Origin of the sequence: Citrobacter sp. MGH 55 (assembly GCF_016906145.1) — a bacterium.
In the GTDB taxonomy this organism is placed as follows: Bacteria; Pseudomonadota; Gammaproteobacteria; order Enterobacterales; family Enterobacteriaceae; genus Citrobacter_A; species Citrobacter_A amalonaticus.
Genome location: NZ_CP070239.1, coordinates 4,697,373 through 4,717,840, shown reverse-complemented (window position 1 = coordinate 4,717,840; position 20,468 = coordinate 4,697,373). Strand labels below are relative to the sequence as shown.

23 protein-coding genes are annotated in these 20,468 nt (G+C 52.7%); 8 read left to right on the top strand and 15 right to left on the bottom strand.

Translation table 11 applies throughout. The annotated features are described in order from the left end of the window. Positions 1-34: 34 nt before the first annotated feature. The 3 genes from uspG to rnk all read right to left on the bottom strand — a co-directional run bounded on the left by uspG (position 35) and on the right by rnk (position 1,221). Positions 35-463 carry a universal stress protein UspG gene (gene uspG, locus JTI98_RS19715; protein WP_043001448.1) on the bottom strand — a complete coding sequence of 143 codons (429 nt, stop codon included), beginning with the start codon at positions 461-463 and terminating at the stop codon, positions 35-37. Positions 464-573: 110 nt separating this feature from the next. After that, positions 574-663, bottom strand: coding sequence for a small membrane protein YldA (gene yldA, locus JTI98_RS21360; RefSeq protein WP_272482625.1), 90 nt, complete (start codon positions 661-663; stop codon positions 574-576). A 147-nt stretch (positions 664-810) separates the two neighbouring features. Then, entirely contained in the window at positions 811-1,221 is a 411-nt protein-coding gene (gene rnk, locus JTI98_RS19710) for a nucleoside diphosphate kinase regulator (RefSeq protein ID WP_043001447.1), read from the bottom strand. 274 nt (positions 1,222-1,495) lie between these two features. Between rnk and JTI98_RS19705 the strand changes: the two genes are divergently transcribed. Then, positions 1,496-2,332 (top strand): alpha/beta fold hydrolase, encoded by an 837-nt coding sequence (locus JTI98_RS19705; RefSeq protein WP_044328660.1) that lies wholly within the window; start codon positions 1,496-1,498, stop codon positions 2,330-2,332. A 96-nt stretch (positions 2,333-2,428) separates the two neighbouring features. Next, positions 2,429-3,052 (top strand): flavin reductase family protein, encoded by a 624-nt coding sequence (locus JTI98_RS19700; protein ID WP_043001445.1) that lies wholly within the window; start codon positions 2,429-2,431, stop codon positions 3,050-3,052. Positions 3,053-3,090: 38 nt separating this feature from the next. Here the strand turns inward: JTI98_RS19700 and rna are convergent, their stop codons facing one another. From rna to citC, 8 genes are all read right to left on the bottom strand, one after another. After that, positions 3,091-3,897: a ribonuclease I gene (rna, locus tag JTI98_RS19695; protein ID WP_044266403.1), complete on the bottom strand. Its 807-nt coding sequence runs from the start codon at positions 3,895-3,897 to the stop codon at positions 3,091-3,093. Between the two features lie 111 nt (positions 3,898-4,008). After that, complete coding sequence (gene citT / locus JTI98_RS19690) at positions 4,009-5,472, bottom strand: citrate/succinate antiporter CitT (RefSeq protein WP_043001443.1); 1,464 nt, start codon at positions 5,470-5,472, stop codon at positions 4,009-4,011. A gap of 25 nt (positions 5,473-5,497) precedes the next feature. Further along, on the bottom strand, positions 5,498-6,406 hold the full coding sequence (gene citG / locus JTI98_RS19685) for a triphosphoribosyl-dephospho-CoA synthase CitG (RefSeq protein ID WP_044256616.1): 909 nt from the start codon (positions 6,404-6,406) through the stop codon (positions 5,498-5,500). Beyond that, positions 6,378-6,929: a citrate lyase holo-[acyl-carrier protein] synthase gene (gene citX / locus JTI98_RS19680; RefSeq protein WP_181628245.1), complete on the bottom strand. Its 552-nt coding sequence runs from the start codon at positions 6,927-6,929 to the stop codon at positions 6,378-6,380. The genes citG and citX overlap by 29 nt, the downstream gene beginning before the upstream one ends. A gap of 3 nt (positions 6,930-6,932) precedes the next feature. Next, on the bottom strand, positions 6,933-8,465 hold the full coding sequence (gene citF / locus JTI98_RS19675) for a citrate lyase subunit alpha (protein ID WP_216081699.1): 1,533 nt from the start codon (positions 8,463-8,465) through the stop codon (positions 6,933-6,935). A 10-nt stretch (positions 8,466-8,475) separates the two neighbouring features. After that, on the bottom strand, positions 8,476-9,384 hold the full coding sequence (gene citE, locus JTI98_RS19670; RefSeq protein ID WP_044256612.1) for a citrate (pro-3S)-lyase subunit beta: 909 nt from the start codon (positions 9,382-9,384) through the stop codon (positions 8,476-8,478). Then, positions 9,381-9,677 (bottom strand): citrate lyase acyl carrier protein, encoded by a 297-nt coding sequence (citD, locus tag JTI98_RS19665; RefSeq protein ID WP_043001438.1) that lies wholly within the window; start codon positions 9,675-9,677, stop codon positions 9,381-9,383. Before citD ends, citE begins: the two co-directional genes overlap by 4 nt. Then, a complete protein-coding gene (gene citC, locus JTI98_RS19660; protein WP_044327616.1) occupies positions 9,674-10,750 on the bottom strand; it encodes a [citrate (pro-3S)-lyase] ligase in 1,077 nt (358 codons plus the stop codon). The genes citD and citC overlap by 4 nt, the downstream gene beginning before the upstream one ends. Before the next feature lie 389 nt (positions 10,751-11,139). On the opposite strand from citC, the gene dpiB reads away from it, so the two are divergent. Continuing rightward, positions 11,140-12,801: a sensor histidine kinase DpiB gene (gene dpiB / locus JTI98_RS19655; RefSeq protein ID WP_043001436.1), complete on the top strand. Its 1,662-nt coding sequence runs from the start codon at positions 11,140-11,142 to the stop codon at positions 12,799-12,801. Next, positions 12,770-13,447 carry a two-component response regulator DpiA gene (gene dpiA, locus JTI98_RS19650; protein WP_043001435.1) on the top strand — a complete coding sequence of 226 codons (678 nt, stop codon included), beginning with the start codon at positions 12,770-12,772 and terminating at the stop codon, positions 13,445-13,447. Before dpiB ends, dpiA begins: the two co-directional genes overlap by 32 nt. A 56-nt stretch (positions 13,448-13,503) precedes the next feature. On the opposite strand, the gene dcuC is transcribed toward dpiA, so the two are convergent. Continuing rightward, positions 13,504-14,889, bottom strand: a complete 1,386-nt coding sequence (gene dcuC, locus JTI98_RS19645) for an anaerobic C4-dicarboxylate transporter DcuC (protein WP_043001434.1) — start codon at positions 14,887-14,889, stop codon at positions 13,504-13,506. Between the two features lie 446 nt (positions 14,890-15,335). On the opposite strand from dcuC, the gene pagP reads away from it, so the two are divergent. Next, on the top strand, positions 15,336-15,914 hold the full coding sequence (pagP, locus tag JTI98_RS19640) for a lipid IV(A) palmitoyltransferase PagP (RefSeq protein ID WP_043001433.1): 579 nt from the start codon (positions 15,336-15,338) through the stop codon (positions 15,912-15,914). Positions 15,915-16,087: 173 nt separating this feature from the next. Beyond that, a complete protein-coding gene (gene cspE / locus JTI98_RS19635; RefSeq protein ID WP_000034826.1) occupies positions 16,088-16,297 on the top strand; it encodes a transcription antiterminator/RNA stability regulator CspE in 210 nt (69 codons plus the stop codon). A 53-nt stretch (positions 16,298-16,350) separates the two neighbouring features. On the opposite strand, the gene crcB is transcribed toward cspE, so the two are convergent. Further along, positions 16,351-16,734: a fluoride efflux transporter CrcB gene (gene crcB, locus JTI98_RS19630; RefSeq protein ID WP_043001432.1), complete on the bottom strand. Its 384-nt coding sequence runs from the start codon at positions 16,732-16,734 to the stop codon at positions 16,351-16,353. Positions 16,735-16,824: 90 nt separating this feature from the next. Between crcB and JTI98_RS19625 the strand changes: the two genes are divergently transcribed. Together JTI98_RS19625 and tatE are read left to right on the top strand one after the other, a co-directional pair. After that, positions 16,825-17,613, top strand: coding sequence for a deaminated glutathione amidase (locus JTI98_RS19625; protein ID WP_216081698.1), 789 nt, complete (start codon positions 16,825-16,827; stop codon positions 17,611-17,613). Positions 17,614-17,742: 129 nt separating this feature from the next. Beyond that, on the top strand, positions 17,743-17,946 hold the full coding sequence (tatE, locus tag JTI98_RS19620; RefSeq protein WP_043001430.1) for a twin-arginine translocase subunit TatE: 204 nt from the start codon (positions 17,743-17,745) through the stop codon (positions 17,944-17,946). A gap of 97 nt (positions 17,947-18,043) precedes the next feature. On the opposite strand, the gene lipA is transcribed toward tatE, so the two are convergent. Together lipA and JTI98_RS19610 are read right to left on the bottom strand one after the other, a co-directional pair. After that, positions 18,044-19,009, bottom strand: a complete 966-nt coding sequence (lipA, locus tag JTI98_RS19615) for a lipoyl synthase (protein WP_044328687.1) — start codon at positions 19,007-19,009, stop codon at positions 18,044-18,046. A 208-nt stretch (positions 19,010-19,217) separates the two neighbouring features. After that, positions 19,218-20,171 carry a YbeF family transcriptional regulator gene (locus JTI98_RS19610; RefSeq protein WP_216081697.1) on the bottom strand — a complete coding sequence of 318 codons (954 nt, stop codon included), beginning with the start codon at positions 20,169-20,171 and terminating at the stop codon, positions 19,218-19,220. Between the last annotated feature and the right edge of the window lie 297 nt (positions 20,172-20,468).

The window sequence follows — 20,468 nt, the reverse complement described above, 5'->3', positions numbered from 1 at the left end:
ACTGGCACCTCTTTTTTTGTCAGTCATCAGATGATTAACGCACAACCAGTACCGGCAGCGTGGCATGACGTACCACGCTTGAGGCGTTAGAACCCAGCAGGTGTGTGGTAATTGACGGATTACGTGAACCAATGACCACTACGTCAGCATTCAGTTCTTCACCCAGCTCATTGACCACGTCACGGACGCTGCCAAAGCGGACATGCTGCTTAATACGGGAAGGATCGATACTGAAGTGACCGACCATCGTTTGCAGTCGGGTTTCGGCTTCATGCTGTAAGTGTTCTTCAAAACGACGAACGTCGGCGGCGAAGCGATGCAGGCTCAGGCTGGCAGAACCAGGCAGCACATGCAAAAGATGAATGACGCCATCCTGCTGCGCCAGAAATTCAGCGTGGCGAATCGCCTTATCGCTGAGTTCCATTTCAAAAACATCAACCGGCATAATGATTGTCTTATACATACCCGTTTCTCCCTGTTAATTAATACTTAAATCATTCAAGCATATAATAATAATTCTGTCTGCTTTCTGCAGGGTATTTTTCACATGTGCGGCGATTCCTTGTTCATTCGCTACCAGTGATTCTCCAGGTAAAGCACGGCGCCGACGATGATCGCCGCCATAATGAAGAATCCCAGTAATATGCTGAATGTATCGTTCATGACCGCACCTGCCAATGAAACCGATTCAGTGTGGACGAGTCAGGAGAAAGGCGAACCAGGAAGAAAGGGTGATTTTACGGAAGATGCCGGAAAGAGGATGCGAGTGCATCCTCTGGGTAAAGCGGAAAGTCGCTTATGCAGATGGGATTAACGCAGGAAGTCGCCAGCAGCTTCTGGCTGGTATTCCAGCTCCAGCACTTCGAGGTGGGTGGATACGCCGCCCGGAAGTTCCCAGTGAATGGTGTCGCCCACACGCACGCCCAACAGCGCTGCCCCCACTGGCGCCATCACTGAAAGTTGCGTACTGCTGTCGGTCATCGCCGCAGGATAAACCAACGTGCGCACGCGAATTTCGCCATCGCTCAGATTGCGGAATTTAACACGACTGTTCATGGTCACGACGTCATGCGGCATGGTCTCTGGCGAACACATTTGGGCACGATCCAGCTCGGCATTTAACGCGTCGGCAATGGGTAAATCTGCATACGCGGGTTGCTCCAGTAAGCGATCGATGCGTTCTGCATCAAGGTCGTTAATGATGATAGTTGGTCTGGACATTTTTACTCCATGTCGTCAGTACTGCGTTTTGCCGCAGGTAATATTCCCAAAAGAAAACCCTCACCGTCTGGCGGCAAGGGTTTAACTCTCCCGATGATACTGAGACTTACCCTGGGTTTGAAGTGATTTAGTTCACATTCGGGTAAATAGCTAAAAAAGCATCGCTGGTATGAATTTTATTCGATAAACGTGATCGTTCTCAAATTTGCATTATGCTTTTTAAGCGCGCGCCGCGAGCGCGTCACTTTCTCAGCGTTCCGCTACAGGAGATCTCATGAGCCAGTACGACAAAATTATTCTCAAAGATGGCAGCTATCTGTATTTTAAGGACTGGGGTGATCGCAGTGGACAGCCCATTGTCTTCAGCCACGGCTGGCCGTTAACGGCAGATGCCTTTGAAGATCAGATGCTTTTTCTGGGGTCGAAAGGATATCGGGTGATCGCCCACGACAGGCGCGGGCATGGGCGTTCCGCGCAACCGTGGGAGGGGCACACGATGGATCAGTATGCCGACGATCTGGCTGAACTGACCGCACACCTGGACCTGCAAAATGCGGTGCACGTCGGTCACTCGACGGGCGGTGGCGAAGTGGCGCGTTATATTGGGCGACACGGGACGCAGCGGGTGGCGAAAGCGGTATTGATTGGCGCGGTGACGCCTATCATGGTGAAAACGGATTTCAACCCAAACGGTGTGCCAAAAGAGGTGTTCGACGGTATCCGTGAAGGCGTTGTCAATGACCGTGCCGCCTTTTTCTATGAACTCACTGCCGCCTTCTACGGCTATAACCGTCCGGGAGCGAAAGAGTCGAAAGCCGTGCGCGAGAGTTTTGTTGAGCAGGGATTACAGGGCTCAATAAAAGCGCTGTACGACTGCATCAAGGCGTTCTCGGAAACAGATCTGCGTGAAGACTTGCGCAAAATGACCATTCCGACGCTGGTCATTCATGGCGATGACGATCAGATTGTCCCGCTTGAAACCTGCGGCAAAGTGGCGGCGCAAATCTTGCCCGACGCGCAACTGAAAGTCTACGCGGGTGGTTCCCACGGCATCTGCACCACCCATAAGCAGCAGATAAATCAGGATCTGCTCAACTTTATTCAGTCGTAATCTTTAACGGATTGCTCTACGCTGATCCTCTTCCATCAGGGGGATGAGCGGAGCGCATTTCGTGCTTCGCCGACGTTAAATTCATCAGAGAATACTATGTATTTCTATCAACCCTCGCAGGGACACGGCCTGCCGCACGACCCGCTGAATGCCATTGTTGGCCCCAGGCCAATTGGCTGGATCGCTTCTCAGGACACCGCAGGCCGGGATAATCTGGCGCCTTATAGCTTCTTTAACTGTTTCAATTATCAGCCGCCCATTATCGGTTTTGCCAGCACCGGCTGGAAAGATAGCGTGCGTAACATCATGGAAACCGGAGAGTTTGTCTGGAACCTGACCACCCGAGAATTAGCCAGCGCGATGAATGAAACCTCTGCCAGTCTGCCGCATGGCGAAGATGAATTTTTCGCTGCCGGGCTGACGAAGGCGGAAAGTCGGCTGGTAAAAGTGCCACGCGTTGCGCAAAGCCCGGTGAATTTTGAATGTCGCCTGTCGCAGAGTATTCAACTGACGACCGCGCAGGGTGAAGCCATCGAAACCTGGCTGATCCTCGGTGAGGTTGTCGGGATTCATATTGCCGAAACGCTGCTGGAAGAGGGGATTTACCAGACCGCAAAAGCACAGCCCGTGCTGCGTGCTGGCGGCCCTACGGCCTACTATGCGATCAGCGAGTCGCACCGTTTTGATCTGGTGCGCCCGGATGCGCGTGCGAAACGTTGATTTTTGACCCGGCGCGGATTTCACGTCGGGTCAAAAGATCAGTAACCTACTTTGTCGATGACGAACTGCTTACCACAGTTTCCCGGATGGGGTTGCGGGGCAAACGAGTCGGCGGAGAGCGGCGCGTTGATGGCACTGGCCTTCAGCGAGAACTGGATCTCCGTCAGATAAGCCGGATTGCCGTGACAACTCAGTTTTACTGCTTTGACGGCCTCTTTTCCCCAGCGTTGGGCCACCGCTGCATCGAAGGCGCGGCGACTGACGCTCTTACCGTAATTCTCGCCCAGAAATGCCCCTAATTCGCTGGCCTTGATCTCTTTGTTCAACCGCACCATGGTGCCGAAGTACGCATCCGGGTCGAAGCCAAAACAGGCGCCGTGTTTCGCGTATTCATAGCGTTCGAGGCAAGAACGTCCGCCTGCTCCTGGCATAACGTCACTGAGTTTAGCGGCGGTTTCCAGCGAAAGTCCTGTTTCTGGCGCAGAACATTTGCGACTGGCACGAGCTTCCGGCAGGTTAGGGATCGGACGCGTGGCGCAGCCAAAGCGCATCCAGCGGCGTTCATCGACTCCGCGTGAAGCGACCGATTTCGGTAATCCTGGCCACAATCCGTGAACGGTCAGAAAATCGACTTTGTTGGCGGTCTCTTTTTGCAGGCGACACTCGTCAGGCTCACGGCGGTCCCGATCGTGCTGGCTCTGACAGAAGCCTGTCTGCCAGGAGAGCGCCAGCACATAACGGTCAAAGTCACCGTACTGCGTTGCCTGTAATTCGTTGGCGGTTGCGGTAGAAAGGGGGAGGAGTGGGGCGGCGAGCCACACCCATTTTTGCCAGGTCGGTTTCATGATGATTCTGAACTTATATAAAATCTGAATAGTATCTATTTAACCATAAAAAAAGCCCGCGAGGTGTCTTTACCCTGCGGGCCTTGATCCATTCAGTGTTTTACGTCAGAACTAGTTCCACATCGCCAGAATCGGCCAGCCAACCAGCAACAGCATCGCAATGTAAATCACCCCGAAGATGGCGCCAAGACGCCAGTAGTCTTTGGATTTAACATAGCCGCAGCCGTAGATAATGACCCCTGGGCCTGTTGCGTACGGCGTCAGACAGCCCATGATCCCGATGGACAGCACCAGCAGGATACACAGATGTTCCATCGGCACGCCCGGGATTCCTTTACCGACCGCCAGAATCACCGGCAGCATGGTTGCCGTGTGCGCCGACAGGCTGGCAAACAGGTAGTGGGCAAAGTAGAACACCAGCACCAGCACAATTACCGTCGCGTTAGGCGAGAACCCTTCCAGATGGGTGCTCATAGTACTGGCGAACCAGTCAATAAAACCGGAGCGGGTTAAACCGTTTGCCATGACCACGAGGGTGGCAAGGTTCACCAGCGTGTTCCAGGCGCTGTTGTATTTGGTAATGTCTTTCCACGGCACCACATGCAGCGCCAGCATCAGTGAAACGGCTAACAAACCGACGGCGGTGGCGTCGATCATTTCACCGCCAAAGACCCATAACCCTAAGCTCAACAGAACCAGACCGATCAGCGTCCACTCTTTACGCGTCAAGGTACCCATAGTTTTGAGTTCGTCACCCGCCCACGCGGCGACTTCCGCACTGTGTGTGATTTCAGGCTTGTAGAGAACATAAGAGAGCCACGGCGCAACGATCAGCAAAATGATACCGACCGGCAGGAAGCCCAGGAACCACTGCAGCCAGCTAATCTGCACACCGGCGATTTTGCTGACAAATTCCAGACCCAGTACGTTTGGCGCAGCACCCGTAACGAACATCGAAGAACTCAGACTGGTACTGATGACCATCATCCACATCAGGTAACCGCCGATACGACGTGCGGACGGATCGTTCGGGAACGATTTAAACAGCGGCGGCAGGTTTTTGATTACCGGGAACACGGTGCCCCCGGTACGGGCGGTGTTAGATGGCGTAAACGGCGCCAGCAGAATATCGATGATGACAATCGCATAGCCCAGCGTCAGGGTGCGTTTGCCCATGAATTTCACCAGGAACAGCGCGATACGACGGCCAAGACCCGTAACTTCGTAGCCCAGCGCAAAGATAAACGCACCGAACACCAGCCAGACGGTGGTACTGGAGAAACCCGCAAGACCCCATTTCAGCGCCTGTTTACCGGCATCGAATGCCGGGTCCGCCAGCTCTTTGGCATCAAAGAGCAGGTAGTTGCTACCAATGACGCAGATGGTCACGGCGATAAAGCTGATCGCGGTAGCCGGGATCGGCTCCAGGATCATACCGACGATCATCGCCACGAAAACGGCGAAGTAATGCCATGCCTGAGGGGGCATGCCGTCCGGGACAGGGATAAGAAACATGACACCCATGACGACCAGGGGAGCCAACAACTTCCATATACTATCTTTCGATAAAGACATAAGTGATTCTCCGGAAAGGATCTTTTCAATAATTGTGTAAATGTTTAACTTGAGAAATCTGGGCTAAAAACCACGTGACGATCAGCAGGTCGGCACTGCCGCCAGGGCTGAGATTGCGTTCAATGCAGTGGCTGTCGAACTGATGCAGATGATCGAGATCGGCGGGGGTTCGGATGCCCCCTTGTTGTAACAATGCGTTTGCCTGCTGCTGTATCCAGCGCAGGCCTGCCGCACCGCCGCGCGAGGCCACGTTGGTATCGCCGTTGCGCGCTATCAGCAGGAGTAAGGTGTCCAGCAGCGCCAGCTCGGGATCGCGTCCCTCGGCTAACAGGGCGCGATAGTGCGGAAGCGCATGGCGGATGACCAACGGATATCCCGCTTCGGCTTCGCCACGTGCGCCGGTTAACCCCAGTTGCTGATAGAGTCGCTGGCCTGCCGTGAGTTGTTGGTTGTTGTTGCGCAGTTCGCGCTCTGTCAGGCCGCGGCAAAAGTGGGCGGCGGTGGTACAGATCGTTTCCGGGGTGATGGGCTGCTGCTGCTGATGCAGTCGGCCAATGGCGGCACACAGCAGACCGAGAGAAAAAATGCTGCCTTTATGGGTGTTCACACCAGCGGTGGCGCGAAACATGTCCGCTTCACAGGCCATACCTAACGGGCGTAAGCCGGTTAATACGGCATCGGCCGGCATCTGCGCACTGCATGCACCGTATTCAATAAAACGCGGAAGCCAGGCCTGAATCGCCAGCGCGCTGCGATGAAAATCCGTCAGCGACATGTCTTTATGCGCGCCGCAGTTCAGACGATCGACCAGCCCTGGTTTTGGCGACAGATTGACTTCCGTCAGCATTGCACGCCACGCCAGATGGCCATATGCGTCAAACAGCGTACGAGGAAGAGCGGTCGTTTCAACGGGCATATTGGGAATCGGCAGCATGCAGCAGCGCCTCCATGTGGGCGATCAGATCGGAGAGCGTATGAGTTTTCCCACGCGCGCATTCGGCAGCGCTCTGCTCGCAAAGCAGGCAGCGGCGGGCGGGAAGGGCGAAATGGCGGCGGGAGAGAATGTCGCCTCCGGGTGTGAGCACATCGATATCCCACAAACGTCCCAGAGGATGTGTATGTTCGAGCTCAATGGTTGCGAGCTTGATGTCACGGGCCGGTGCCTCAATCGAGAGCATGCCTTCCGGCCCGCATGCTGAGGCCAGTGCAGCCTGCTCCCTGATATGCCAGTCCGCCTGTGCCGCCAGCGTACGCAGCGCAGTCACGCCATGATTAAAGAGGCGACGGGTGAGCTCGCTGTCTTTAATCGGGCCAGGCGCTACCACGGTAAAGGAGACCAGTGGAATGGGATGGCGCGCTAGCCAGACGTGTTGCCGTGCTTGTCGCGCATCACGGCTGACGAGCAGCTCGGGAATTGAAACGGCGTGGCGGGTGGCAAGTTCAGGGAGCAGGTGCATGGCTTATTCCTTCACCTGATGAACAACATCGATCACTGAACCGTCGCGATAGCGCACCACGGCAATCACACGGTCGGTGAATTCGATGGGACGGGGTTCACCAGTGAGCTGTTGCGCACGTTCACGCAGCCACTCGATGGAGACCACCTTCATCCCGGCTTCTTTCAGGCGTTCCGCCAGTTCCGGACGTGCCGGGTTAACCGCAATACCATGATCGGTAACCAGAATATCGACGCTGGAACCCGGCGTGACGCAGGTCAACACGTTATCCACCAGCGTCGGAATGCGACCCCGCACCAGCGGTGCGACGATGATTGACAACGCAGCGGCGACGGCGGTATCGCAGTGTCCGCCGGACGCGCCGCGAATGACGCCGTCAGAACCGGTCAGCACGTTGACGTTAAACTGGGTGTCGACTTCCAGCGCACTCAGCACGACCACATCCAGACGGTCAACGGAGGCGCCTTTTGAACCCCAGTTGGCATACTGGTTCGCGCTGATTTCGATGTGATTCGGGTTGCGCGCCAGCGACTCTGCGGCATTGCGGTCGAAGCTCTGTACGTCCAGCAGTTTGCGAATCAACCCTTTTTCATGCAGATCGACGATGGTGGCCGTGATACCGCCCAGCGCGAAGTCTGCGCGGATATCGCGGCGACGCATTTTGTCTTCCAAAAAGCGCGTGACCGCCAGTGAGGCGCCGCCAGTACCGGTTTGCAGTGAAAAGCCTTCTTTGAAATAGCCGGAGTGGGCGATGACCTCTGCCGCGCTGCGGGCAATCAGCAGTTCGCGCGGGTTGGTGGTCATTCGGGTGGCGTCAGCTCCGATTTTATCGGCATCGCCGACCTGGTCTATCTGGACGATCAGATCAACTTGATCCTGGGTAATGCTGGCCGGGTTGTGCGGATAAGGCAGCAGTTGTTCCGTCAGTAGCACCACCTGTTTAGCGCTTTCAGCGTCAACGCGGGCATAGCCGAGTGAACCGCAGCAGGCTTTACCGGTGTAGCCGTTAGCGTTACCGAACGGATCGCAGGACGGGACGCCGAGGAAGGCCACATCAATGTTAAGTTCGCCGCTCTGAACCAGATGCACGCGGCCGCCGTGGGAGTGAACCTGAACGGGTGCGGCGAGCAGGCCGCGAGAGATCTCTTCTGCCAGTGGTCCGCGCAGACCGGAAGTGTAAATACGGTTAACGACGCCGTTACGGATATGGTCGACCAGCGGCGCGTGACAATCGCTCAGGGAGCTGGAAGCCAGCGTCAGGTTTTTAAATCCCATGCTGGCGAGGGTTGCCATCACCAGGTTAATGGTCAGGTCGCCGCCGCGAAACGCATGGTGGAAGGAGATAGTCATGCCATCCTGCAAACCGGAACGGCGGATTGCCTCTTCCAGGCTGGCGCACAGTTTCTGATCGCGCGGTTTCTGTTCCTGCAGGGCCTGCTTTGCGGCGTTGGTATAGGTGGAAAGGTCGCTTTCAGCCTGGCGGCTCCAGGCTGCTACCCGTTCCTGTCGTTGAGACTGTTCGTTTTTCTGGGTCATTGTTTTTGCCTTATTCTTCGCGGATGCCGGAAAGTTCTGCACGGGAGAGCACCAGACGTGCGCGCTCGATCACCGGGCTGTCGACCATCTTGCCGTTCAGGGAGACCACCCCGAGGCCTTCACGGGCGGCGGCTTCTGCGGCTTCCACGACCAGACGCGCGTGCGTCACTTCTTTTTGCGTCGGGGCATACAGGTTGTGCAGCAGGTCAATCTGGCGTGGGTTGATCAGCGATTTGCCGTCAAAACCCAGCTGTTTGATGTGGGCGGCTTCGTGCAGGAAGCCCGCTTCGTTGTTGGCATCGGAATAGACGGTATCGAAGGCCTGAATCCCGGCAGAGCGCGCGGCCTGCAAAATAGAACAACGGGCAAACAGTAATTCAGTCCCCTCCGGCGAACGTTCCGTGCGCAGGTTGCGTACATAGTCTTCCGCGCCCAGCGCGATCCCGATCAGACGTTCAGAGGCGTGGGCGATTTCCACGGCGCGAGTGATGCCTAACGGTGACTCGATGGCGGCCAGCAGACCCGTGCTGCCCGGCTCGCGACCGCAGGCTTTTTCAATGCGCAGAATTTCGCTTTCGATATCGATAACATCCTGAGCGGTATCGGTTTTCGGCAGACGAACCACGTCAGCGCCGCCGCGAACGACGGCTTCCAGATCGTTGATCCCCCATTCGGAATCCAGTGCGTTAACGCGCACGATGGTTTCGACATCGCGATACAGCGGATGCTGCAGTGCGTGGTAGACCAGACGACGAGCGGTGTCTTTTTCACGCAGCGCGACGGAGTCTTCCAGGTCAAACATCAGGGCATCTGCCGGATAGATAAACGAGTTGCTGACCATCGCGGCATTGGCGCCGGGAACAAACAGCATGCTGCGGCGAGTGCGCGTTTTGCGCTGTTGCAGAGAAGCGGAAATCATTGGCGATCCTCCCAGGGCAGGGCCGGGATACCGCTGGCGCGCGCCAGTAATGCTTCCAGTCGTGCACGTAAAATGCAGTCCAGTGCGCCTTTATCATCGACATTCAATTGCACGCCGCGCACGTCATACTGCGTTAGAACATCCAGAATGGTGGCGCGAATGGCCTCGCCAAACTGTTTCTCAACGCTGCTGTTGATCTGCAGGTCAATCTCCTGCGTATCGAGAGGGGCGATGCGTATCATCACATCACCGGACTCTAGTGTGCCTGCGACGGCAGCCTGGTTTATTTTCATTTTTCACCTGTTACTAATGCGGGGGTCTTTTGGCGGACTGTCGCGTGAGCGGGTGTGCGCTCAGGCATGCTTTGCAGGTATTGCAAAGTGGCTGAAGGCACCAGCGACGCGATAGCCGTGAGATCTTTTTTCACGAGCAGTTTGCGCACCAGAGACGCAGAGATCGGCGTCCCCTGGAAACACAGTCGCTCGATTTCCACCAGTTCAATGGGCGGGGCGGGAAGAGTCGGCGTTTCCAGCCAGAAACGCATGTCGTGGTTATACTGGGCGGTTACGCCGCAAAACGGTTCCGTACCGACAAAGCGATGGGTGATCCCCAGCGCAGGTGCCAGATACTGACGAAAAATTTTTAAATCGATTTCGGTGTAGCAATGGTTGATGACGCTTTGTTCTTTAATGAAGTAACACGGGAACGTGGCGCGCGAAATGATGTATTCCGACCCGCGATGAACGGTGAGGTGCGGGATGTCTGCGGTGCCTTTGAGCACCAGGTCGAGTCGGTCCTCATACGGGAAACGGGAGGTATCTTCTTTCACTAGGAACAGATGAAGCCAGTCGCACTGCGCTGCCGCCTGTTGGATTAAATAGCGGTGTCCATTGGTGAACGGATTGGCATTCATCACGATGCAGCCGATTTTCTTGCCGTCATGACGCAGTTTGCTTAAGGACTCCGCGTAGCGTTTCAGACGTGTGGTGCTGTTTTCCATTAGCACCATGATGCCGGGAACGCGGGTCAGCGTTGAAAATCCGCACTGGCGGAACAACGATTCATACTCAGTTTTGGTATAAATGAAGAGATGCGTGCAGTGCCTTTCGTAGGCGAGATTGATAAGTTCTGTCGCCAGCGTGAGCGCTAACCCCTCGCCGCGTACCGATTCACTAATGGCCACACACTTGATGATATTTCCGGCGATACCGCCGCAGGCGATGAGTTTTTCATCACGAGTCACGGTAATAAAAACCTCAACGGTGGTATCGACGCTCAGATCATTTTCTTTCAGGAATTGCGTGATCGCCGCCATCTTTATATTTTCTGAGCGTTTGACGCGCGTGAACACATTATTACCAAACATAGTGGATAAGTCCTGAAGATATATTGTTGTTGCCGGTTTTGTATGTATGTTGTACGAGAATACGATTTTATAACGTTTTGTTTTCATTCCGGGGAAAAGACGATTTTGCAACGACCTATTTCTTTTTTTCCGGAGTGCATACATCGTAAGGAGTATTTTCGAGGTAAATTTTGATTTATTTCACAAACACTTAGATGGTTTTTATGAGTTTAATGGTTTTAAGTTTTTTAATTATTCTTATTACAGATTGTGACGTGGTGTTAAATGACTTAATTGATTTAATGTGGTGAATCTGTAACGATTGTCTTTATTTGCTGCCTGTCTGTATAAAACAATTTCATTACATATGCTGGCGGCTTTTACCGAATTATGCCCATTAAGGAACCGTCATGTTGGTTCAAAAAAATAAAAAGCCGTTTTCTTTTTTTCGCCGACTGGCATTTCCGTTGCGCATTTTTCTGCTTATTCTCGTTTTTTCGGTGTTCATTATTGCCGCGCTGGCACAGTATTTTTCCGCGAGCTTTGAAGATTACTTGAGTACGCATGTTCGCGATATGGCGATGAACCAGGCGAAGATTATTGCCGCCAACGACAGCATCATTGCGGCGGTGAAGGATCGCGATTACAAACGGCTGGCAACCATTGCCGGAAAACTGCAGAGCGATACTGATTTTGACTATGTGGTGATCGGCGATAGTCACTCTATCCGGCTTTATCATCCTAACCCGGAGAAAATTGGCTACCCGATGCAGTTTACCAAGCCTGGCGCGCTGGAGAGGGGAGAAAGCTATTTCATTACCGGGACGGGCTCCATCGGCCTGGCAATGCGGGCGAAAACGCCAATCTTTGATGATGACGGCAACGTTATTGGCGTGGTCTCCATCGGTTATCTGGTCAGCAAAATTGACAGCTGGCGGCTGGACTTCATTCTACCGATGGCCGGCGTGTTTGTTTTGCTGCTGGTGGTACTGATGTTGCTTTCCTGGTTTTTTGCCGCTCATATTCGCCGTCAGATGATGGGGATGGAACCGAAGCAAATTGCCCGGGTAGTTCGTCAGCAGGAGGCGCTGTTCAGTTCTGTTTATGAAGGGCTGATTGCCGTGGACCCTGACGGCTATATTACGGCCATTAACCGTAGTGCGAGAAAGATGCTCGGCCTGCGTTCGCCAGGTCGACAATGGTTGGGCAAACCGATTCATGAGGTGGTTAACCCATCCGATTTCTTTACCGAACAGATTGCCGAAAGGCGTGTGGACGCGATGGTCAACTTCAATGGTCTGAGCGTTATTGCCAACCGTGAGGCGATCCGTTCAGGGGATGAGTTGCTGGGCGCGATTATCAGCTTTCGCAGCAAAGATGAGATCGCCACCCTGAACGCGCAACTGACACAGATTAAGCAATATGTGGAGAGTCTGCGAACGTTGCGCCATGAGCATCTAAACTGGATGTCAACGCTCAATGGCCTGCTGCAAATGAAAGAGTACGATCGGGTCAGAGAGATGGTGCAGGGGGAATCGCAGGCGCAGCAACAGTTGATTGATAGCCTGCGCGAGGCGTTTGCCGATCGCCAGGTGGCGGGCCTGCTGTTTGGTAAGGTTCAGCGCGCGCGCGAACTGGGGCTCAAAATGACGATCGTTCCTGGCAGTCAGCTTCAGCAGTTGCCGGAAGGGCTGGACAGTACCGAATTTGCGGCGATTGTCGGAAATCTTCTCGACAACGCGTTTGACGCCAGTTTGCGTACCGAGCAGGGGAATAAGGTCGTGGAACTGTATCTGAGCGATGAAGGCGACGATGTGGTGATAGAAGTGGCCGACCAGGGATGCGGCGTCCCTGAGGCACTGCGTGAAAAAATATTCGAACAGGGTGTAAGCACCCGTTCCGATGAGCCGGGTGAGCACGGCATCGGACTGTACCTGATTGCAAGTTATGTGGGGCGCTGTGGCGGAACGATTACTCTGGAAGATAACGATCCCTGCGGCACCTTATTCTCTCTTTTTATTCCGAAAGTGAAAAAGAACAATGACGGAACCATTAACCCTATTAATCGTTGAAGATGAAATGCTGCTTGCCGAGATGCACGCAGAGTACATCCGCCATATTCCCGGTTTTAATCAGATCTGGTTAGCCGGTAATCTGGCGCAGGCGAGAATGATGATTGAACGGTTTAAACCGGGTCTCATTTTACTGGATAACTACCTTCCGGACGGGAAGGGGATCACGCTGCTGCATGAGCTGACGGCGTCGCATTATCCCGGTGGGGTGGTTTTTACCACCGCGGCCAGCGATATGGAAACGGTGGCCGACGCGGTACGCAGCGGGGCGTTTGATTATTTGATCAAACCTATCGCCTATGAGCGTCTGGGACAGACGCTCACCCGTTACCAACAGCGCAGACGGATGCTGGCAGAAAACGACAGCGCCAGTCAGCGACAAATTGATGAGATGTTTAATGCCTATGCGCGAGGCGAGCCGAAAGATGAGCTGCCCACCGGCATTGATGCGTTAACGTTGAATGCGGTTAAAAAGCTGTTTGCTGATCCTCAGGTACAGCACACCGCCGAAACCGTCGCGCAGGCGCTGACCATCAGCCGTACGACCGCCAGACGGTACCTCGAATATTGTGCCAGTCGGCATTTGGTTATTGCGGAAATTGTGCACGGCAAGGTGGGGAGACCGCAGCGAATTTACCACGGTTAATCGCGGCGTATGGCCGGATGAGACATAGCGCGCCCTCATCCGGCAAGGGTTCTGAATCAGCCTCCCGTTACTGCGGAAGAGGTACCTGGCACCATTACTTCGGTTGCAATGATAACGATCAACAGCCCGACCATGACCGGTACGGAGGTGCGTTTTACCACTTCAAAAGGCGAGATTTTTGCCATCCCGGCTACCGCCACGACCACGCCGGAGACCGGGGAGATCGTACGGCCCAGGTTGGATGCCTGTAGCATCGGAATCGACAGATACGCCGGGTTGATACCCGATGATTGTGCCAGCTTAGGAATCATTTCCACGAAAGCGTAGAACGGCGCGTTACCGGAACCGGTGGTCATCGCTGCCAGCATGGTCAGAATCACCAGTACCAGCATCAAAATGATGCTCGCTGAGCCAAACGAAGTGGCGATGGAGATCAGGCTCTGGATGAAGCCAATCGTGCTCAGACCCTGTGCGAAAACACCCGCCGCAACTAACAGCATCACCACGTTCGCAAACGCATCGGCCATACCGCGATACGCCACTTCCAGACCTGAATACACTTTCTGGGTGTTGAAACCCCGGACGAACTCCAGCACTGCCGCAATAAGCATACAGAGCACCAGAATCGTAATGATGTGCAATTGCGGTCCCCACTTACCATCAAAAATCAGCACTCCGATAATCGGCGTAAATGGCAGAATGGCGTAGAACGCCGGTGCCGTGGTGGTGATTTCATTTACGTCCAGCATTTCGTGGGCCGCGTTCTCTTTTTTATCCAGATAACGTTGCCAGAAATAGTGGGCTATCGCCATCCCGATGATTGCCGCAATGGAGATCGGCAGTGTGGTTTTAAAGGCAAAATCGATCAGTGGCATTTCGGCTGCTTTGGCAGCCAGCACGACGTCACCGGAGGTAGGGGAAAGGATAATTGCGGCAGGCGAGGCACAAATGGCCGCCGCGGCACCGCGGCTGATGCCTACGTTGACCATGATCGGGAAAAGCGTCGCCATCAACAATACGCCGAGTCCGGTAGCGGATGACACCGCCAGGGACATCAGACAGGCAACAAAATAGGCGGCAATCATCAACAAATAAGGTGAATTAATGTACTGCAAAGGCTTCGACGCCAGTTTCACGACCATATCGTTCGCGCCGATGTGGGTCATGTAAGCGGCAAATCCGCAGAGCATCATGATCATCATGCCAAGGTCGCCACCACGGCTCATCAGCAGGATCTTGATGTATTCAACGATATCCGTCGCGGAATAACCCGTCGTGGTCTCGCTGGAAGGCAGCACTTTATGGCCCATCAGGGCGCTGATAATCAGCAGCACCAGACCGCCAACAAAGAGCACGCCGGTTGCCGAATACCCTTTAATGATGTAGCGCGCTACACCCACAATAACCACAACTCCAATAAGGAGTTCGATAAATGTCAACATTGTTTCCCCTGTCGCGTAGACACCCAGAAGTGAAATTAAGATAATACCAATAAGTTGGGGTAAAAATGTGCCGAATAAGTGTTTGCTACTTGCTGATTAAAATCAATAAACAGAACGATTAGTCGTCGGTCAGCGGCTATTTTTTTCGTTGCCGTGATGGAGGTGAAATATTTTATTTTCCGGTCTCCAGGAAAATTCCTTGTTGTTTCATTTTTGTTTTGTTTATGCAGCGTTGCTGTTAATGAATAACGGCGAAAGAGTGCTTTCAACGTAACAGAGTGAAAAGCATACAATATCTGACTGATAATCCAGCGATAAATAATACTGCAAAAGATAGGGTTTAATTACGGCATTCAAAATCTTAGAACAATCTGATTCAGGTCTGCATTGCCGCTGTTAAGGTTTCATTCAAGTTATTTTTGGTATAATCAAGACTGAACTTAAGAATGGTAATAAACGTTGTGAGTACAGCTAAAAAATATTTTCTCCTTTTTTCATTTCTTTTTATTCAGTTAGCGATGCTGCCGCGTGCAGTGGCAGAAGAAAAAGGGTGGTTTAATACCTTTACAGACAATGTTGCCGAAACCTGGCAGCAACCTGAGCACTATGATTTATATATTCCCGCGATAACCTGGCATGCGCGTTTTGCCTATGACAAAGAAAAAACCGATCGTTATAACGAGCGTCCGTGGGGCGGTGGTTTTGGCCAGTCGCGCTGGGATGAAAAGGGAAACTGGCACGGCCTTTATATCATGGCTTTCAAAGATTCATGGAATAAATGGGAGCCGATCGGTGGTTATGGCTGGGAGAGCACCTGGCGACCTCTGCCGGATGACAATTTCCACCTGGGGTTAGGTTTTACCGCCGGTGTGACGGCGCGTGATAACTGGAACTACATTCCTCTTCCTGTCCTGCTGCCGCTGGCTTCCATCGGTTACGGTCCGGCAACGTTTCAGATGACCTATATCCCCGGTACTTATAACAACGGTAACGTATACTTTGCGTGGATGCGTTTTCAGTTCTGAACCAATTAATGGCAATAAATTTCATATAAAACAAAGTGATATAAGCTTATGTCAAAAAATAACGCGACATTTATCACTTTTTGCCAAAGTTCGACTGGACAAAGTGAACCACAATTGGTGTACTGGTACCCGACACAGCATTTGTGTCTATTTTTCATGTAAAGGTAATTTTGATGTCTAAGATTAAAGGTAACGTTAAGTGGTTTAATGAGTCCAAAGGATTCGGTTTCATTACTCCGGAAGATGGCAGCAAAGACGTGTTCGTACACTTCTCTGCAATCCAGACCAATGGTTTTAAAACTCTGGCTGAAGGTCAGCGTGTAGAGTTCGAAATCACTAACGGTGCCAAAGGCCCTTCTGCTGCAAACGTAACTGCTCTGTAAGCTTACGTCAGCAAGATTTCAAAACCCGCTTATTAGCGGGTTTTTTTTGGTCTTTAGTGCGCGCTGGAGGCGGAAAATAGCCAGAATGCTAACGCCGTCATCGCAAATGATCCCAACAGGTTGACCAACACATTCAGCATTGCCCAGCCCACTCGACCTTCCTGCAGCAAAAAGACCACTTCCGCCGAAAAGGTAGAAAAGGTTGTCAGGCCGCCACAAAAGCCGGTTGTGATCAAGACTTTCCATACTGGATCGATATTAGTCATTCGACTAAACCATGCCAGTCCCACACCAATGATGAATGCACCCAGTAAATTTGCGGTCAGGGTTCCTATCGGAATCGCCTGATGCATGGGATTAAACCGCATACTGAGCATCCATCTCGCTACACTTCCTGTGCCACCGCCAATAAAAACCGCTAAAAGAAGTTGTAACACTGCATAATCCTGCTTTTGGTTGGTATATAAGATAAGTGTAACGCTGAATAATCATCGTTGGCGAGCCTGATAAACCTGACCGGAGGAATTATGCTAGTTGCTGCAGGGCAATTTGCCGTCAGTCCTGTGTGGGAAAAAAACGCAGAAACCTGCGTCATGCTCATGTCGCAGGCGGCGGGAAACGGCGCGTCATTGCTGGTTCTGCCTGAGGCATTACTGGCGCGAGACGATACAGATCCCGACCTGTCGGTGAAATCCGCCCAGTCTCTCGAGGGGAAATTCCTGCAACAACTGTTGCGGGAAAGCGCGTCGAATACGATGGCCACTATTCTCACTGTTCATGTTCCTTCGCGTCCCGGTCGTGCGGTAAACACGCTGGTGGCGCTGCGTGGGGGGAAAATTGTGGCAAGCTACGCCAAGCTACACCTCTATGATGCTTTCTCCATTCAGGAGTCCCGCAATGTTGATGCGGGTAACGTAATCGCACCGCTGCTTGACGTGGATGGACTCAGAGTGGGGCTGATGACCTGCTACGATCTGCGTTTTCCCGAGCTGTCGATGGCGCTTGCGTTGCAGGGCGCTGAAGTGCTGGTGCTACCGGCGGCATGGGTCAGAGGGGCGCTGAAGGAACATCACTGGTCGACACTACTGGCTGCCCGCGCGCTCGATACCACCTGCTATATGATTGCCGCAGGGGAGTGTGGTAACAAAAATATCGGGCAGAGTCGTATTATCGATCCCCTTGGGGTGACGATTGCGGCTGCGGCAGACGTCCCGACGCTTATCATGGCCGAGATCACCGCTGAGCGAATTCGCCAGGTGCGGGCGCAATTACCGGTATTACGCAACCGCAGATTTGTGCCACCGCAATTATTATGACGTTTTTTTAAACACTGCTTGATTCACCTTGTTACAGATTGCTATTGTGTGCGCGCGTCAAATGACCGTTAATATTCTCAGGTTACTAAGGGCGCGCTACGCTGCCTGTTTTAAGTTAAGAAGGTATCTATGGGTGAGATTAGTATTACCAAATTGCTGGTGGTGGCCGCACTGGTCGTTCTGCTGTTTGGTACCAAGAAGTTACGTACACTGGGTGGAGACCTGGGCACGGCAATTAAGGGTTTCAAGAAAGCGATGAATGATGAAGATGCGGGCGCGAAAAAAGACGCAGACGGCAGCATTCAGGCTGAGAAACTCTCTCATAAAGAGTAATACCCGGAGCTAAACGCCTGTCCGTTTTACCCTGATGAGAAAAAACCCGCGATTAAGCGGGTTTTTTATAGGCGAAATGTAAGTATTTATTTCGAAATTACTTCACTTCCATCCCTTTCGCCTGCAGGTCAGCATGGTAAGACGAACGGACGAACGGTCCGCAGGCCGCATGGGTAAAGCCCATCGCCATGGCTTCCGCTTTCATCTCTTCAAATTCGTCCGGGCTGACATAGCGCTGAACGGGCAGATGGTGACGGCTCGGCTGCAGATACTGTCCCAGCGTCAGCATAGTCACGCCGTGACGACGCAGATCGCGCATCACTTCAATGATTTCCGCATTCGTCTCACCGAGACCCACCATCAGACCGGATTTGGTCGGGATCTCCGGATGCGCTTCTTTAAAGCGTTCCAGTAATTTGAGCGACCAGTTGTAGTCAGCGCCCGGGCGAACCTGACGATAAATGCGCGGCACGTTCTCAAGGTTATGGTTGAAAACGTCCGGCGGAGTGGCGGTCAGAATTTCCAGAGCACGATCCATACGACCGCGGAAGTCGGGGACCAGCGTTTCAATCTTAATCGTAGGACTTTTCTCACGAATAGCGGCAATGCAATCGGCAAAGTGCTGAGCGCCACCGTCACGCAGGTCATCACGGTCAACTGAGGTGATAACGACATAGCGCAGGGCCATGTCGGCAATCGTTTGTGCCAGCTTAACCGGTTCGTTGGCGTCCGGCGCTACAGGTCGGCCGTGGGCCACATCACAGAACGGGCAGCGACGGGTACAAATAGCGCCGAGGATCATAAACGTGGCGGTACCGTGGTTGAAACACTCCGCCAGGTTTGGGCAAGAGGCTTCTTCACAAACAGAATGCAGGCCATTCTTACGCATTGCTGCTTTGATGCCCTGGATACGAGTGGAGTCCGCTGGAAGCTTAATTTTCATCCATTCCGGCTTGCGCAGCAGGGCTTCGCGCTCTGTTGCCACATTTTTGACCGGGATAAGGGCCATCTTATCGGCATCGCGGTATTTAACACCGCGTTCCATCACAATGGGTTTACTCATAGCGTGCGTGTTCCAGTTGCGAATAACGAGGGAAAGCGTTTCGATTCAAGGGAATGTTGTATTTATCAACTATTTTTGAATTCACTACACGCAGTATATCATTTAAACGGGCCTGAAAGCAGCCTGAGTGACCGGCAAAATGTAAAATAGTTGTTGTTTTGTGCCATTTGCCTGGCATCAGTTTTGACCTGGTCGCAACATTTCATTTTCAGAAGGCGTCACGGATCACTGCGATTACGTTCTCCAGTATCGGATCGCGTAAGCTCAGCTTGTTGTAATGCAGTGAGAAGTCGATTTTCTCATGGTTCAGGGATGGATGGGGGATCCGCTGAAGCGGCCAGCAGTGGCTGAACAGCGTGAAGAAACGCGCGGGCATAATACCCACCAGATCGCTGTGAGCAATGAGTGATGCCAGCGTGAAAATGTTGTAGCTGCTAAAGCTGATTTGCCGATCGGGGAACAATTCCTGGATACGTTGGCGCAGGAGCGTGAAGCTTTGTCCTTCGATCATCAGCAGACTATGTTCAGCGTCATCGAGGGCTTCGGGGGTCAGGGTACGCGTCAGGGAAGGGTGGTTCTGGCGGCAGACCAGTTCGATTTTGTCAGAAAACAGAACATGGTTCTCTACTGCGCGGTTGCTGTAGATGTGGTTATCAATAATCAAATCACTCTGAAACTGACTGAGTTGCGTTTCGGCATCATGGACGGGAATGTTACGCAGATGCAGTTGTGGATGGCTCGTTTTGATGGCGTGATAAATTGTCGGCATGACCAGCGCGCCGATAGACGGAGTGGTCCCGATAGTTATCGTCCGTTGTTTATCGTAGCTGCCGGTGAGATCCAGCGCGCCGAGAATGGATTCCAGCCCCTGGCTGATATATTCATGCAGATGGGTGGCATAAGTCGTGGGCGTCACGCCCTGGCCTTTTCGAATAAACAGGGGATCGGGAAATATTGTGCGCAGTTTCTGAATGGACTGGCTGATCGCTGAGGGAGTCAGATTGAGAACTTTCGCGGCGTTGACGATTCCTTTATGAACATAAACGGCTTCAAAAATAGTCAGCAGGTTCAGGTCTATATTTCTCAGCGTTCTGAAAATTTGCGGCTTATCTTCGGGTCGGTGTTCGTAGAAATGTCCTTTCGGCTTACTATTTTCACTCACGTTCTAACTCCAATTTAATTCACTTTATAAATAATAGTGATGCTTGTATTTGTTGTAAGCATGCGTTTTGCACCACTATTGTTCATCTCGCGGTATCGATAACCTTTTTTATAGCAATGGATTGAAGGTTTAACGTTCGTATAAAGAAAAATCCTACGTCGTTTTTTATGACGGAGAAAAATCGTTAAAAATTCAAACTAAGACAAACAGAAAATATAGAAACCAGGAGACATTGTAAAGCATTTGAGCCGGAAGGGTGACAATGGCCCCCGATTTTTTGGGCCATTGCATTCAATA